This window comes from Tropicimonas sp. TH_r6 (assembly GCF_033101155.1).
Classification (GTDB): domain Bacteria; phylum Pseudomonadota; class Alphaproteobacteria; order Rhodobacterales; family Rhodobacteraceae; genus Tropicimonas.
Genome location: NZ_JAWMPX010000010.1, coordinates 40,302 through 53,928, shown reverse-complemented (window position 1 = coordinate 53,928; position 13,627 = coordinate 40,302). Strand labels below are relative to the sequence as shown.

The window sequence follows — 13,627 nt, the reverse complement described above, 5'->3', positions numbered from 1 at the left end:
CAATGCACATCCCTCCGTTTGACAACCAGAACAAGCCGATCGTCGATGCCGGCGACAAGCTCGTTCCGCTGAACTACTTCAACATCGTCAAGCTCAAGAAGGGCGATGCCTTCGAATACCAGGTCCCGGGCTACGAGACCTGCGTCGCCCCCGCCACCGGCACGGTCGATCTCGATGTCGAAGGCGTGGCCTTCCCCAAGCTCGGCAATCGCGGCGTTGATGTCTGGGACGGCGAGCCGGAAGGCGTCTATGTGCCCACGGGTGCGAAGGCGACGATGGTCTGCGTCTCCGACGAGGCGGAAGTCTTCGTGGCCGGTGCCAAATACGAGAAGGTGCTGGACCCGTTCGACGTGCGCGGCGACGAGATCGACCTCGTGCAATACGGCTCGGACGACACCAAGACCCACCGCAAGATCAAGCACATCCTCGGCCAGAAGCAGCATGACAAGGTCGGCCGCCTGCTGGTCTCGGAGCTGTTCACGGTCGGGCAGGGCGGCTGGTCCGGTTTCCCGTCGCACAAGCATGACACCGATCGCCTGCCGGACGAGACGCGCCATGACGAGACCTACAATTTCCGCTTCAAGCCGAACTATGGCTCGGGCCTGCAGATGCTCCAGCGCGAGGACAACCTCTCGGGCGATGCCTATCACATCGTCGATGGCTCCACGATCATGATCGACAAGGGCTACCACCCCTGCTGCGTGCTGCCGGGCTATGAAATGTACTACTTCACCATCCTCGGTGGGTTGAGCCAGCGCTCGCTGGTGCAGTATTTCCAGCCGACCCATGCCGCCCAACTCGACACGATCCCGGGCATCAAGGACATGGTGGCGAAGTTCAAATGAGCCTCGTCACTCTCTCCGACGTCCTCCAGCCGGCCCTGCAACAGGGCTATGCCGTGGGTGGCCTCGTCACCCTCGGCTGGGAGGACATGCGCGCCTTTGTCGCCGCCGCCGAAGCCGAGAACTGCCCGGTCATCCTGCAGGCCGGCCCCGGCTGCCGCGAGCACACGCCGTTGCCGATCCTGGCCAGGATGTTCATCACCCTGGCCGAAGAGGCCAGCGTGCCCGTCGTGGCCCATCTGGACCACGGCTACACCCAGGAAGACTGCAAGATCGCGCTCGATTGCGGCTTCACCTCGGTGATGTTCGACGGCTCCCGCAAGCCGCTGCAACAAAACATCGACGAGACCGCCGCCATCGCCCAGATGGCCCATGCCGCCGGTATCTCCTGCGAAGGCGAAATTGGCTTCGTAGGCTATGATGCGGGCGAGGAATCCGCCGGAACCGACCCCGAGGAAGCGGCGAAATTCGCCCGCGAAACCGGGGTGGATGCGATGGCGATCTCGGTCGGTAATGTTCACCTGCAAAAGGAGGACGGCGCCGGGCTCGATCTCGACCGCATCCGCGACATCGAGGCCGTAACGGACGTGCCGCTGGTCATCCATGGCGGCTCCGGCGTGCCGGATGCGCAGCGGCTGGAGCTGTCGCGGAATTCGAAGATCTGCAAGTTCAATATCGGCACCGAGCTGCGAATGGCCTTCGGGGCGGCGCTGCGCGAAGCGGTCAATCGCGACCCTGAGCGTTTCGACCGAGTTTCGATCCTCAAGGAGACCCATGACCCCGTGGTCGCCGCGACCCGCAAGGCGCTTCGGAGCCTCAAACCGGCCTGATGAACAAAGAAAGACCGCGCCGCCCCTCGGGGCAGCGCGGTTCCGGAACCCGACGCAATCTCCTCCCTGCGCCGGGTTCTCTGTCTTGCGGGCCTTCCTTGCATCGGCGGGCTGGCGCTTTGTCACCCGCGCACAACGCCCTGAACTCTTGCGAATCTGCCCGGGATAAAGCGCAGACCACAAATGTCGCAGCGCCACCCCACGGGCAGGCGCTGGCCCGGCTCTGTCCGACTTTCCGCCGCTCTCTCCCGCGTCGTCCTAGTTGCTCAATGCGGTTTCCGCCGGCACGAAATCATAGCCAAGCGCCTCGGCGACGGCTTCACAGGTGATCTTCCCGTCCCAGACATTCAGCCCGTTGCGCAGATGCTCATCCCGCCGCAACGCTTCCTGCCAGCCCAGATCGGCCATGCGCAGCGCATAGGGTAGGGTGACGTTGTTGAGCGCATAGGTAGAGGTGCGCGCCACGCCGCCCGGCATGTTGGCGACGCAGTAATGCACGATCCCGTCGACCTCATAGGTCGGCTCCGCATGGGTCGTGGCATGAGATGTCTCGAAACACCCGCCCTGATCGATGGCAACATCGACCAGCACCGCGCCCGGATTCATCGTTGCCAGATGCTCTCGTGTGACCAGTTTCGGTGCTGCCGCGCCGGGGATCAGCACCGCGCCGACAACGAGATCCGCCTCTGCCACCAGCTCCGCAACGCGGGTCCGGGTCGAATAGGCCGTCTTAGCACGGCTCTCGAAATGCGTTGCCAGCCGTTCCAGCACGTCCGGGTTGCGATCGAGGATGGTCACGTCGGCGCCGAGGCCGACGGCCATCTGTGCTGCGTTGAACCCGACAACACCGCCGCCGAGCACGACAACCTTGCCTGGCCGAACACCCGGCACCCCACCGAGCAGCACGCCGCGCCCGCCATGCGCTTTTTCCAACGCAGTGGCCCCGGCCTGGATCGACATGCGGCCCGCGACCTGACTCATCGGCTTGAGAAGGGGCAGCGCACCGGAGGGGCTGGTGACAGTCTCATAGGCGATGCAGGTCGCTCCGGAGGCGACCAATGCCTTCGTCTGTGCCGGGTCCGGTGCGAGATGCAGATAGGTGTAGAGCAACTGCCCGGGCCGCAGCATGGCGCATTCGTCCGGTTGCGGTTCCTTGACCTTGACGACCATATCAGCGGTGGCAAAGACCTCCGCGGCCGTGGCTGAAATCGTGGCACCAGCGGCCGTGTAGGCCGCATCATCCGCCCCGATTCCAAGCCCCGCTCCGGTCTCGACCAGAACCTTGTGACCATGGGCTACAAATTCGGCCACGGATTCAGGCGTCAGCCCAACGCGATATTCGTGGTTTTTGATTTCCTTGGGGACGCCGATTTGCATGACAGCCTCTTTCTACCTGAACGCGATGGAGAGATTATTGCGCGAAATCTTCCGTTTCTCTTCCCTTTTATCTGCGCCTCCCTGATGTATCATGGGAAAAATTCCGAATATTTCGGCAATAAAGAGAATGAAGACATGGATCGATTCGATGCTCACATCCTGCGTGAACTTCAGAAGGACTCGCATATCGCGGTGGCCGAGCTTGCCGATCGGATCGGCCTGTCGACCTCGGCCTGTCACCGGCGCGTGAAGCTGCTGGAAGCGGGCGGCATGATCGACGGGTACTCCGCTCGCGTGAACCCGCGCGCGCTTGGGCTGGATCTCGAGGTCTTCGTCGATATCACCCTGACCTCACAGAGCCAGGAAGCGATGGACGCGTTCGAGAAGGCCGTACAGCTCTACGACGAGATCCTCGAATGCGTTCTGACGACCGGGACGGCGGATTATATCCTGCGTATCGTCGCCCGCGATGTTGCCCACTACGACAATATCCACCGTCGCTGCCTCGCGCGGCTTCCGGGCGTTTCAGGAATGCAGACCAGCTTCGCCTTGCGCTCGATCAAGTCGTGGCGCGGTTACCCGGTCCCGGGCTGACCCACGCCGCGTAGCGGCGCCATCGCCGCTCGAGCTCTGCTCGGCGGCACGCCCCGCTTGTCGTTGTGCCGGAATCAGCCTTTCTTGGCTCTCGCCCCCCCTGATCCCGGTCTTCTTCCTTGATCTGGCTCCCGCCAGCCTTTCAGGAGATGAAAAGGCCGACCGGGCCGAGTTGCAGTTTCGACTTCACGTACTGCCGGTATTTGGAAAGGGTACACATCTACCCGAAGGACAAGCGCTTCCGCATATCCGGATGGGTGATGATCTGGATATCCGCGGCAATACCGCCGCGCAACAGGTGGCGGGGCATACCCGAGATCTGGTTCTCCCTGCAGGGCGAAGAGCAGACCCTGCTCGGGTTGGAGTTGTGTGGCAAGGTGATCGCGTTGCAGCAAATATCCCACTCTGCGGGTTTCCTGATCTGCAATACGATTCAGACCAACACGGCCTCGATCAAGGCGGGGTGGGCCGCCTTCGTCGAATGGGACGGCGTTCTCATCGGTGTTTCCATCGACGAACCGAAGAAGACCCATGACCGCTATCGCTTTTGCCGGAACGGCATCGGGTCTTCCGACAAGGTCATGGAAGGTATCCGGGTCATGCAGGCGCATGAGGTCGAAAAAATGCCCGCGTCGTCGTGCAGAGCGAGGGCACGGAAGTCGAAGGCGTTCTACCGCTTTCTCAAAACGGTGCGGGTCGAGCATGTCCAACTTACCCCATGATCCAGCGCATTTCCCTGAGGGAGGCTCGCTTGCCGGCCCACCGCAGAAAGATGCCGAGATCGAGGCGCAAGTCTCGTGTGATCCGGTCCTGCTGAAGGACATGGAACGTAGTTGCGATCTCTTTGTCTGCGAATACTATGTTTGTCCGGACCACCGGCCGAGAGCTATCACGGAGAAGAGCGGCCGGACTGTTTCTGCGACGGAGCTTCCCCGGAGGGGCGTCCAGTGGAAAGTGGCATGCATGCCGAGCGCCATAGATCGAACCAGCGGAGCCAGCGCGCCGGTCAGAGACAGGCGGCTCGAACCGATGCGCGACACTCGATCTGTTGTGCCCGGTTCGGGGCGGGGGCTTGCCGCCGAACAAGGTTCGAGCGGCGGCGGCGCCGCTGACGCGGCGCGGGCTCTGGACAGGCTTCCGCCTTGCATGGTCAAGTGGGGTTGCACCGGACCGGGAGGCAGCCATCCTTGACACTCATTATCGCCGACAGCTTTACCGACAGCCTCGCAAAGTTGACCCGGCAGGAGCAGGCTGCTGTCAAGCAGACCGCTTTCGACCTGCAGGTGAACCCGGAGCATCCCGGGCATTCCTTTCATCGGATCGAGAAGTCGAAAGACAAGTATTTCTGGTCCGTTCGGGTCAATCGCGACATCCGCATCATCGTCCACAAGCGCGGTGACAGCCTGCTGCTTGCCTATGTCGATCACCATGACGATTCCTACAAGTGGGCGGAGAAGCGGAGGTTGGACATCCATCCGCGCACTGGAGCCGCACAGATTGTCGAGATCCGCGAGCGGGTCGAGGAGGTTGTCCTGCACCGCTTTGCCGAGACGGCAGCGCCGAAGCCGCTGCTTCTGGACCAGGAGAGTGACGACGTTCTGCTAGATTGCGGTGTTCCCGAGGATTGGCTCGATGAGGTCCGCAAGGCGACCGAGGATAGCCTGCTTGATATCTGCCGCTTCCTGCCTGAGGAAGCGCGCGAGGCGGTACTGAACCTCGCGGTCGGGATCCGCCCGGAGCGGAGGACGAACGCGCCCGATGCGGACCCGTTCGGTCATCCGGATGCGAAGCGCCGCTTCTGGTCGATGAATGACGGCGCGGCCCTGCGCCGGGCGTTTCAGGCCGCAGAAGACCGCCTCGAACTGTCACTGACGATGGGGCACCGGGAGAGCCTCGACAGCTATTTCAGCGCGCGGCGCAGCCTCGAAGACATGGCGCGGGACCGCGAGGACAGGGATTTCTCCGACCGGGAGGCGCTGGATTTCGCGGCCCTTCGTGACCGGAAAGTCGAGGCGCGCAAGGCAAAGCGGGATGTGGGAGCAGAACGCAAACCGCCGGAACGTTCCAAGTGAGGTGGCAGATCAGAAAGCGTCCAGACATGAAAAAGGCCGCGGATGACGCGGCCTCGTTCGAATAGATCTGTCGCTGATATCAGCCCTGGCGGGCCTTGAAGCGGCGCTGGGTCTTGTTGATGACGTATACGCGGCCTTTACGACGCACGATACGGCAATCCCGGTGCCGCGATTTCAGCGAGCGGAGCGAGTTACGGACTTTCATAGTCTTCCCTTTCCTCTGTCGCAGGCGCTGAACGGCGCCGTTTGTTTCGCCAGCGAGCCGTTTCCGACCCGAATTCATGGTGGGCGATACTGGGATCGAACCAGTGACCCCTACGATGTCAACGTAGTGCTCTACCGCTGAGCTAATCGCCCGTCCGCCTTGGGACCGTCTTGACGCCCATCCCTCTCTCCGGCTGCCCGGCTCGAAAGAAAAGGACGCGGTCGATTCCGCGTCGGTGGAGCGCGTATAAAAGGAACGCGCGTCGGGTTCAAGGGCTTTTGGCAAGAGAATTTATGTCGCTATATGGGGGGCAAGGAGAGCCAATGCACAACCCATCTTTTCGCATCGACCAGCCGCGCAACCGCACCACGAGCGTCGTCTTCGCCTCGCCGCATAGCGGGCGAGACTACGGGCTCGAGTTCCTGCGCCGAACCATGCTGGACGAGTTGGGAATCCGTTCCTCCGAGGATGCTTTCGTCGACCGGCTCTTCGATACAGCGCCTGATTATGGCGCCCCTTTGATCGCATGCCACGCTCCGCGCGCCTATGTCGATCTCAACCGGGCGTCCGACGAACTCGATCCGGCCGTGATTCGCGGTTTGCGGGTGCAACGGCACAATCCGCGCGTTTCTTCCGGGTTGGGTGTGATTCCTCGTGTCGTTGCCGGAGGACGGGCTATATATCGCGGCAAGCTGGACCGGGAGGAGGCTCAGCAGCGGCTCGACCGGATCTGGCATCCCTACCATGAAAACTTGCAGCGGTTGCTCGACGAGTCGCGCGCCACGTTCGGTCAGGCGATCCTGGTCGATTGCCATTCGATGCCACATGAGGCTGTCCGTACCGCGCCGGGGCGGGCGGACAAGCGGCCACAGGTCGTTCTGGGCGATCGGTTCGGCGCGGCTTGCGGCAGCGGGATCATGGAACGCATCGAGGGAGCTTTCACTGCGGTGGGGCTGCGTGTGGCGCGCAATGCTCCTTTCGCGGGGGCCTTCATTACTCAGCATTACGGCAGGCCGTCGATTGGGCAGCATGCAATCCAGGTGGAGATCGACCGTTCCCTCTACATGGATGAGACGCGAATTCGTCCGAGCCGCCATTTCCCCGGATTCCGGGACGTGCTGCGCGGCGTGATCGAAGATATCGCTGAAATCGGCCGGGCAGAGGCGCTTCCCGTGGCGGCGGAGTAGCGGACGAAGCGTTTGTGTGCATGGGAAGGGTAGCTTGCCGCCGATCGGGGATCGAGCGGCGGTGGCGCCGCTTCGCGGCGTGGACCTGATTCAGCCGTTCGACGTCGTGGATTGCGATGGTTCCGCCTTCAATCGCATCTCCCGCCAGGCGATGAAGGAGACCGCGCCCATTATCAGCGTGCCGCCGAACACGACCCAACCATCGATCGGTTCGCCGAAAGCCAACCAACCAAGGAGGCTTGCCCAGATGAGCTGCAGGAAGGTGACGGGCTGTGTCACCGCCATCGGCGCGGCCTGGAAGGCGAGGGTCATCATGTAGTGGCCGGTCGTTGCAAAACAGGCGACGAGAAAGAGCCAGGCGAGCTGGGTCAGGCTGGGCGCAACCCAGTCGGCCATCGCGAAGGGCGCGAGGAAGACTGTCACCATGATCGACATCATCGCGACAACCACGCTTGGCGCGACCTCACCGGTCATCCGTTTGGCGACAAGATAGGCGCTGGCAAAGCCGAGCGCGGCGAAGATCATCGCGAAATGGCCCGGATCGAGCGCGCGGTAACCCGGGCGGAGTATGATCAGCGCACCAAGGAAGGCCAGGCCGATGGCTGCCATGCGCCGGGCCGCGAGGCGCTCGCCGAGGAAAAGTGCGGCACCGAGGGTGATATAGATCGGGTTCATGTAGTTCATCGCCGTAACCTCGGCGATGGTGATCCGCGTCATCGCGTAGAACCAGCAGATGACGGCGCCCGCCTGCACCGCGCCGCGCAGGGTGAACAGTGCCCAGGCACGACGTGTCAATTGTGCCCTTCGCAGTTCCGGCCACATTGGAATCAGGAAGACCAGGCCGAGCAGATAGCGCAGAAAGGCCGATTCCGCCGGTGGCATGCCCGGGCCGAGATGCTTCACCGTAGCCTGTACGCCAATGAAGCACAGGCCCGTAACAACCATGCACAGGACGGCCCTGGCGGGGCGATTTTCAGCGGGGAAATCCATGCCGCGACCTGACAGCATTTGCTGTCCAGCCACAAGCGGGATCAGTCAGCCGATCAACAAGCCGATCGCGATGACCCACATCACGAGGCCGATGATCACATCGAGCACACGCCAGGAGATGGGGCGGGCAAAGAGCGGTTGCAGCAGCCGCGCGCCATAGCCCAGCGAGAAGAAGAAGGTGAAGGAGGCGAGGACGGCACCAGCGGCGAAGGCGACCTCGCGGCCGGGAAAGCCGGAGGAGATCGAGCCGATCAGCCCAACCGTGTCGAGATAGACATGCGGGTTTAGCCATGTCAGAGCCAGCAAGACGGTGATCACCTGCCCGAGGCTCTTCGCGCCATTGCCGCCCGCTTCCAACACCTCGCCGCCACGCCAGGCATTGCGGAAACTGAGCGCGCCATAGGCAAACAGGAAGGCCGCGCCTCCCCATTTCATCACCGGAACAAGCCCGGGAATGAGCTTCGAGATCGACGTGAAGGCGAAGACCCCGACCGAGATCAGGATTGCATCCGAGATCGCGCAGGTCAGCACCACCGCCAGCACATGCTCCTGCCGCAGACCTTGTCGTAGCACAAAGGCATTCTGCGCTCCAATTGCCAGGATCAGGCTGAAACTCAGGCCGAATCCCTGAAGAAATGCCTCACTCATGCCGTGTCTCCATTTGTCATGACTTGCGGATAGCGGCTTCAGTGGGGTAAGCCAAATTGAAAACTCTTATCTCAGATTAGAAATGCTTAACGTCGATCCATCTCAGCTTGCGGCCCTCTCCGAGGTGCTCCGAACCGGCAGTTTCGATCGGGCGGCAGCGGTGCTTTCGGTCACGCCTTCCGCGATCTCGCAACGGATCAAGGCACTGGAAGAGCGGCTCGGAACTGTACTGATCCGGCGCGGACAGCCGTGTACCGGCACCGCCGCTGGCCAACGCCTTCTGCGCCATGCGGAGGAGGTCGCGCTGCTTGAACATGCGCTTGCGGCGGATCTCGGACCGGTGCCGGGCGCGACGGGCGTGCACACGGTTCGGATTGCCGCAAATGCCGACAGTCTCGCGACATGGCTGCCAGAAGCACTCGCGGCGGCTTCCCTCGCAGCCCCTGGACTGCTCTTCGACGTTACTCTGGATGATCAGGACCACTCCGCCGAATGGCTGCGGCGAGGCGAAGTCGCGGCGGCTGTGACCTCGCATGCCGATCCGATCCAGGGCTGTGATAGCCTGACGCTCGGTGCTCTACGCTACCATGCGAGCGCCAGCCCCGGGTTTATGGTGCGTCACTTCCCCGACGGGATTTCGGCGGAGGCCTGTGCCAAGGCGCCGATGTTGACCTTCAACCGGAAAGACGAACTGCAATCGCGCTGGCTTTCGGCAAGGTTTAAGCCGCCCCCCGCGCCGCCGACACATTTCCTGCCGGCCAGTCAGGCGTTTGTCGATGCCGCAAAGCTTGGGCTGGGATGGGGAATGAACCCCGAACAACTCTTGCGGGTGCCGCTCGCCAACGGCGAACTGGCATTGCTGGATGTCGCGCAGCCGCTCGACACACCGCTCTACTGGCAGAGTATTCGCGCCGCCCGTCCCGCGCTGGCGCCTTTGACGCGGGCGATCCGGGAAGTCGCACAGCAACAGTTGCGGGTTGGCTAGGAGAGTGGGGATGCGGAAGCGCAGCCACTCTTGAAACTTTCACAGAAAGGCCGCGACAGCGCCAGCCCGCGGGAACGGGCAGGCCTTTGCCACAGATGCTTGTTTCGCCCCTCCCTGATCGGCTCAGAGTTCGGCTGCGACCTCGTCGGAGATCTCCATATTCGCAGTCACGCGCTGGACGTCATCATCATCTTCGAGCACTTCGATCAGCCGCATCAGCTTCTGCGCGCCCTCAAGGTCCAACTCGGTTGTGGTGGTCGGTTTCCAGACCAGCTTGGTGTGCTCGGATTCCCCCAGAGCCGCCTCGAGCGCGTTCGACACATCGTTGAGGTCGGTGTCCGCCGTGTAGATGACATGCAGCTCCTCATCGGATTCCACGTCTTCCGCGCCAGCCTCGATCGCGGCTTCCATCACCGCATCCTCGTCGCCCACGGAGGTTGGATAGGTGATCTCGCCCTTGCGCTCGAACATGAAGCCGACCGAGCCGGTCTCGCCGAGATTTCCGCCATGCTTGGAGAAGGTCGAGCGCACGGTGGAAGCGGTCCGGTTGCGGTTGTCGGTCATCGCCTCGACGATCACAGCGACGCCGCCCGGGCCATAGCCCTCGTAGCGGATCTCTTCGTATTCATCACCATCGCCGGCGACGGACTTCTTGATCGCGCGGTCGATCACGTCCTTGGGGACGGATTGCGACTTGGCTTCCTTGACGGCGAGCCGCAGGCGTGGGTTCTTCTCGGGATCAGGGTCGCCCATCTTCGCGGCGACTGTGATCTCCTTCGAGAGCTTGGAAAACAGTTTCGAGCGGGCGGCATCCTGGCGCCCCTTGCGGTGCTGGATATTCGCCCATTTTGAATGGCCGGCCATGGGTCTTCTCCGTTCGGATCGGGAATTTGCTGCGATTGGCGCGTCCATAGCCCAAAGGAAGGGGGCGGGGCAATCCCGGAGCGCCACCTTGGCCAGGAGCGCACGCCGCGAAGCGGCGCCACCGCCGCTCGATCTGTGATCGGCGGCACGCCCGCGAGACGGATCAGAGGGGCCAGAGGATCGGGATCAGAGCCGAGGCCAGGATCCCGATGGAGAGATTCAACGGAATGCCGACGCGCATGAAATCGGTGAAACGGTAGCCGCCGGGGCCGTAAACCATCATGTTGGTTTGGTAGCCGATGGGTGTCGCAAAACTCGCCGAAGCGGCGACCATGACGGCGATGACCAGTGGGCGGGGGTCGTAGCCGATCGCGGTTGCCAGACCGATGGCGATGGGAGTGACAACAACGGCGACGGCGTTGTTGGAGACCAGCTCGGTCAGAACAGAGGTCAGCAGGTATATTGCCCAGACGATCAGGAAGGGGGGCAGTCCCTTCAGGGCCGGCGCGACGGCTGTGACGATCAACTCGACCGCGCCAGAGGCTTCCAGTGCCGCCCCCACCGCCAGCATCGAGAAGATCAGGGCCAGAAGGCGTCCCTCGACAAAGGAGAAGGCTTCGTCGGCGTCAATACAGCGGGTGACCAACACCAGCGCCACAGCAAGGAAGGAGAGCAGCAGGATTGGCCCGACACCCATCGCGGCCAGTCCGACGATGCCCATGAGTGCAAACAGGGCAATGGGCGCCTTCTCGCGGCGAAAGGCCCGGGCCGAGGGGCGGGCGATATCAACCAGGCCCATATCGGCGGCCAGGCGCTGGATGTCTTCCGGGGCACCTTCCAGCAGCAGCGTATCGCCGACGCGCACGACAAGGTCGTCGAGCTGGCGGCCGATATTCTGGTTCCGTCTGTGCACGGCGAGGGGATACACACCATAGCGCCGCCGTAGGCGCAGCTGCCCGAGCGTCCGACCGACCATGCGCGCACCGGGTGAGATCAGCACCTCGACCGTCTCGGTGCGTACGTGGCTCAGTTTGTCGACCTGACGCAGCGCCTTGTTCTCCTGCAGGCTCAGCAACTCAGCCATCCGCGTGCGCAGGACCACCCGGTCGCCGGCTTCCAGCACAACGCTCTTCATGTCGCGCCGGAGCGAGGCATCGCCCCGCAACACGTCGATCAGCCGGACGCCGTCGCGCTTGAACAACCCGATCTCGACGGCCTTTCGTCCGACCAGGTCGCTGTCCTCTGGCACCGCAAGCTCCGTGAAGAACTTCATTTTACGCTTGTCGGAGAGCAGTCCGGCCATGGAACTGCGGTCCGGCAGCAGGCGGTAGGCGATGAAGCGCAAGTAGATCATGCCCCAGGCGACAAGGAAGATGGCCAGCGGTGTGACTTCGAAAATGCCGAAGGGTTCCAGCCCGTTGGCGCGGGCGACGCCGTCGACCAGCAAGTTGGTCGAGGTGCCGATCAGGGTCAGTGTGCCGCCGAGGATGGCTGCATAGGAGAGCGGGATCAGCATCTTGGAGGCAGGGCGGTCGATGGTACGGGCGATCTGGACCATGACCGGGATCATGACCACGACAACCGGTGTATTGGAGACGATGGCCGAGGCGAGAACGACGAAGAGGATCAATGTGCCGATGGCGACACGCGGGCTCTGTTCAGCCTGTTTTTGAGCGATCTGGGTGAACCAGTCCAGCGCGCCGGTGCGCACCAGTGCTCCCATGACGAGAAACATCATGGCAATGGTCCAGGGGGCTGGATTGGCCAATACGGCGCGGGCGTCGTCGTATGGCAGGATGCCGGTGACAAGCATAACCGCGGCGCCGAGCATTGCCGTGACCTCGGCCGGGAAGACCTCTCGCGAGAAGAGCACGAACATGCTCATAACCACGCAGAGCGCGAGGACGGGTTGGACCGTCGGGCCTAGGCTGAGTAATTCCATGCGCGTCCCGTGACTGCTCCGGAGGCCATCCTTAGCGCTGGTGGAGCGCGGCGCAAGCTTTCAATGGCGCAAGAGAGCGACGGGCGTGCTCCCGCCGGTTTCCCTTGCATCGAAGATGCGCGGGAAACGGTTGGGGGTGGCGCCCTGCGGGCGCAGGGCGATCCAAGCGTCGGATTGTCCTCAGGCCGGCCCCGCTTGTGCCAGCCGCCCGCCCTGTCGGACCATCTCGACCCGGGTCGCGGCGCCGGTCTTGTCATCGGTCTCGACATAGAGGCCGGAAAGCGTCGCCTCGCCAAGTGCCGGTGAGAAACGCCCCTTCGGCATTCCGGTCACGAAACGGCGCATCGGCTCGGCCTTGTCCATGCCAATCACGCTGTTGTAATCGCCGCACATCCCGGCATCGGACAGCATCGCGGTGCCGCCGGGCAGGATCTGCGCATCTGCCGTGGGGATATGTGTATGGGTGCCCACAACCACGCTCGCGCGCCCGTCGCAGAAATGGCCCATCCCCATCTTCTCCGAGGTCGCTTCGCAATGAATGTCGATCAGGCTCGCGGCGACCATCCCGCCGCGCGGATGGGCTCGCAGCAACGCATCCACATCCGAGAACGGGTCGGCAAAGGGCCGCTTCATGAAGACCTGGCCCAGCACCTGCGCCACGAGCACCTTGCGGCCACCGGTTGCCGTGAACACCGCCGCGCCGCGCCCGGGCGCATCCTTGGCATAGTTCATTGGACGCAGAATTCGCTTCTCGCGCTCGATAAACTGCAGCATGTCCTTCTGGTCGAAGGCATGATCGCCCAGGGTTATGCAATCGGCGCCCGCCTCCAGGATTGCCTTCGCATGGGCTCCGGACAGCCCCATGCCGGACGTTGCGTTCTCGCCATTGACCACGACGAAATCCAGTCCCCAGTCGCGCCGCAGCGCGGGAAGCCGTTCGGTGACCGCTGCGCGCCCCGCGCGTCCCATCACATCGCCTAGAAAGAGTATCTTCATGGCGTTTGCCCTAGCCTCGGACCGCCTCGGGGGCAAGCCCTCCGACTGCGTTCTGGCGCAAGCGCCGCGCCCTGTCCAACCTCTTGGGTCCCGTT

Annotated in this window: 14 protein-coding genes and 1 tRNA gene; 7 read left to right on the top strand and 8 right to left on the bottom strand. The window is 63.1% G+C overall.

What is annotated here, in order from left to right; all coding sequences use genetic code 11:
- Positions 1-2: 2 nt before the first annotated feature.
- Both R3X27_RS11650 and R3X27_RS11645 read left to right on the top strand, forming a co-directional pair.
- Positions 3-845 carry a 5-deoxy-glucuronate isomerase gene (locus tag R3X27_RS11650; RefSeq protein WP_317709033.1) on the top strand — a complete coding sequence of 281 codons (843 nt, stop codon included), beginning with the start codon at positions 3-5 and terminating at the stop codon, positions 843-845.
- On the top strand, positions 842-1,672 hold the full coding sequence (locus R3X27_RS11645) for a class II fructose-bisphosphate aldolase (RefSeq protein ID WP_317709032.1): 831 nt from the start codon (positions 842-844) through the stop codon (positions 1,670-1,672). Before R3X27_RS11650 ends, R3X27_RS11645 begins: the two co-directional genes overlap by 4 nt.
- A 258-nt stretch (positions 1,673-1,930) precedes the next feature.
- Here R3X27_RS11645 and ald read toward each other — a convergent pair whose 3' ends face one another.
- Positions 1,931-3,049: an alanine dehydrogenase gene (gene ald, locus R3X27_RS11640; RefSeq protein ID WP_317709031.1), complete on the bottom strand. Its 1,119-nt coding sequence runs from the start codon at positions 3,047-3,049 to the stop codon at positions 1,931-1,933.
- Positions 3,050-3,184: 135 nt separating this feature from the next.
- Between ald and R3X27_RS11635 the strand changes: the two genes are divergently transcribed.
- From R3X27_RS11635 to R3X27_RS11625, 3 genes are all read left to right on the top strand, one after another.
- Positions 3,185-3,643: an Lrp/AsnC family transcriptional regulator gene (locus tag R3X27_RS11635; protein WP_317709030.1), complete on the top strand. Its 459-nt coding sequence runs from the start codon at positions 3,185-3,187 to the stop codon at positions 3,641-3,643.
- A gap of 119 nt (positions 3,644-3,762) precedes the next feature.
- Positions 3,763-4,365: a hypothetical protein gene (locus R3X27_RS11630; RefSeq protein WP_317709029.1), complete on the top strand. Its 603-nt coding sequence runs from the start codon at positions 3,763-3,765 to the stop codon at positions 4,363-4,365.
- 465 nt (positions 4,366-4,830) lie between these two features.
- The gene (locus tag R3X27_RS11625) at positions 4,831-5,715 is read left to right on the top strand and encodes a hypothetical protein (protein WP_317709028.1); all 885 of its coding nucleotides are present in this window, start codon (positions 4,831-4,833) and stop codon (positions 5,713-5,715) included.
- Positions 5,716-5,794: 79 nt separating this feature from the next.
- Here R3X27_RS11625 and ykgO read toward each other — a convergent pair whose 3' ends face one another.
- The gene (gene ykgO / locus R3X27_RS11620; protein WP_089233906.1) at positions 5,795-5,920 is read right to left on the bottom strand and encodes a type B 50S ribosomal protein L36; all 126 of its coding nucleotides are present in this window, start codon (positions 5,918-5,920) and stop codon (positions 5,795-5,797) included.
- A gap of 77 nt (positions 5,921-5,997) precedes the next feature.
- Positions 5,998-6,072, bottom strand: a tRNA-Val gene (locus R3X27_RS11615).
- A gap of 171 nt (positions 6,073-6,243) precedes the next feature.
- Between R3X27_RS11615 and R3X27_RS11610 the strand changes: the two genes are divergently transcribed.
- Entirely contained in the window at positions 6,244-7,107 is an 864-nt protein-coding gene (locus tag R3X27_RS11610) for an N-formylglutamate amidohydrolase (RefSeq protein WP_317709027.1), read from the top strand.
- Between the two features lie 90 nt (positions 7,108-7,197).
- On the opposite strand, the gene R3X27_RS11605 is transcribed toward R3X27_RS11610, so the two are convergent.
- Both R3X27_RS11605 and R3X27_RS11600 read right to left on the bottom strand, forming a co-directional pair.
- The gene (locus tag R3X27_RS11605; RefSeq protein WP_317709126.1) at positions 7,198-8,052 is read right to left on the bottom strand and encodes a DMT family transporter; all 855 of its coding nucleotides are present in this window, start codon (positions 8,050-8,052) and stop codon (positions 7,198-7,200) included.
- A gap of 90 nt (positions 8,053-8,142) precedes the next feature.
- Positions 8,143-8,745, bottom strand: a complete 603-nt coding sequence (locus R3X27_RS11600) for a LysE/ArgO family amino acid transporter (protein ID WP_317709026.1) — start codon at positions 8,743-8,745, stop codon at positions 8,143-8,145.
- Positions 8,746-8,827: 82 nt separating this feature from the next.
- Here R3X27_RS11600 and R3X27_RS11595 point away from each other — a divergent pair, with 82 nt between their 5' ends.
- Entirely contained in the window at positions 8,828-9,730 is a 903-nt protein-coding gene (locus R3X27_RS11595) for a LysR family transcriptional regulator ArgP (protein WP_317709025.1), read from the top strand.
- Between the two features lie 123 nt (positions 9,731-9,853).
- Here the strand turns inward: R3X27_RS11595 and R3X27_RS11590 are convergent, their stop codons facing one another.
- The 3 genes from R3X27_RS11590 to R3X27_RS11580 form a co-directional block, all read right to left on the bottom strand.
- Positions 9,854-10,594 (bottom strand): YebC/PmpR family DNA-binding transcriptional regulator, encoded by a 741-nt coding sequence (locus tag R3X27_RS11590; protein WP_317709024.1) that lies wholly within the window; start codon positions 10,592-10,594, stop codon positions 9,854-9,856.
- Between the two features lie 163 nt (positions 10,595-10,757).
- Positions 10,758-12,536 carry an SLC13 family permease gene (locus tag R3X27_RS11585; RefSeq protein WP_317709023.1) on the bottom strand — a complete coding sequence of 593 codons (1,779 nt, stop codon included), beginning with the start codon at positions 12,534-12,536 and terminating at the stop codon, positions 10,758-10,760.
- Between the two features lie 180 nt (positions 12,537-12,716).
- Complete coding sequence (locus tag R3X27_RS11580) at positions 12,717-13,532, bottom strand: TIGR00282 family metallophosphoesterase (protein WP_317709022.1); 816 nt, start codon at positions 13,530-13,532, stop codon at positions 12,717-12,719.
- Positions 13,533-13,627 lie beyond the last annotated feature (95 nt).

What these genes read in the sequence shown, in the direction of transcription:
- R3X27_RS11650 (WP_317709033.1), top strand. Translation starts at nt 3, where the DNA reads ATGCACATCCCTCCGTTTGACAACCAGAACAAGCCGATCGTCGATGCC.
- R3X27_RS11645 (WP_317709032.1), top strand. Translation starts at nt 842, where the DNA reads ATGAGCCTCGTCACTCTCTCCGACGTCCTCCAGCCGGCCCTGCAACAG.
- ald (WP_317709031.1), bottom strand. Translation starts at nt 3,049, where the DNA reads ATGCAAATCGGCGTCCCCAAGGAAATCAAAAACCACGAATATCGCGTT.
- R3X27_RS11635 (WP_317709030.1), top strand. Translation starts at nt 3,185, where the DNA reads ATGGATCGATTCGATGCTCACATCCTGCGTGAACTTCAGAAGGACTCG.
- ykgO (WP_089233906.1), bottom strand. Translation starts at nt 5,920, where the DNA reads ATGAAAGTCCGTAACTCGCTCCGCTCGCTGAAATCGCGGCACCGGGAT.
- R3X27_RS11610 (WP_317709027.1), top strand. Translation starts at nt 6,244, where the DNA reads ATGCACAACCCATCTTTTCGCATCGACCAGCCGCGCAACCGCACCACG.
- R3X27_RS11605 (WP_317709126.1), bottom strand. Translation starts at nt 8,052, where the DNA reads ATGGTTGTTACGGGCCTGTGCTTCATTGGCGTACAGGCTACGGTGAAG.
- R3X27_RS11600 (WP_317709026.1), bottom strand. Translation starts at nt 8,745, where the DNA reads ATGAGTGAGGCATTTCTTCAGGGATTCGGCCTGAGTTTCAGCCTGATC.
- R3X27_RS11595 (WP_317709025.1), top strand. Translation starts at nt 8,828, where the DNA reads ATGCTTAACGTCGATCCATCTCAGCTTGCGGCCCTCTCCGAGGTGCTC.
- R3X27_RS11590 (WP_317709024.1), bottom strand. Translation starts at nt 10,594, where the DNA reads ATGGCCGGCCATTCAAAATGGGCGAATATCCAGCACCGCAAGGGGCGC.
- R3X27_RS11585 (WP_317709023.1), bottom strand. Translation starts at nt 12,536, where the DNA reads ATGGAATTACTCAGCCTAGGCCCGACGGTCCAACCCGTCCTCGCGCTC.
- R3X27_RS11580 (WP_317709022.1), bottom strand. Translation starts at nt 13,532, where the DNA reads ATGAAGATACTCTTTCTAGGCGATGTGATGGGACGCGCGGGGCGCGCA.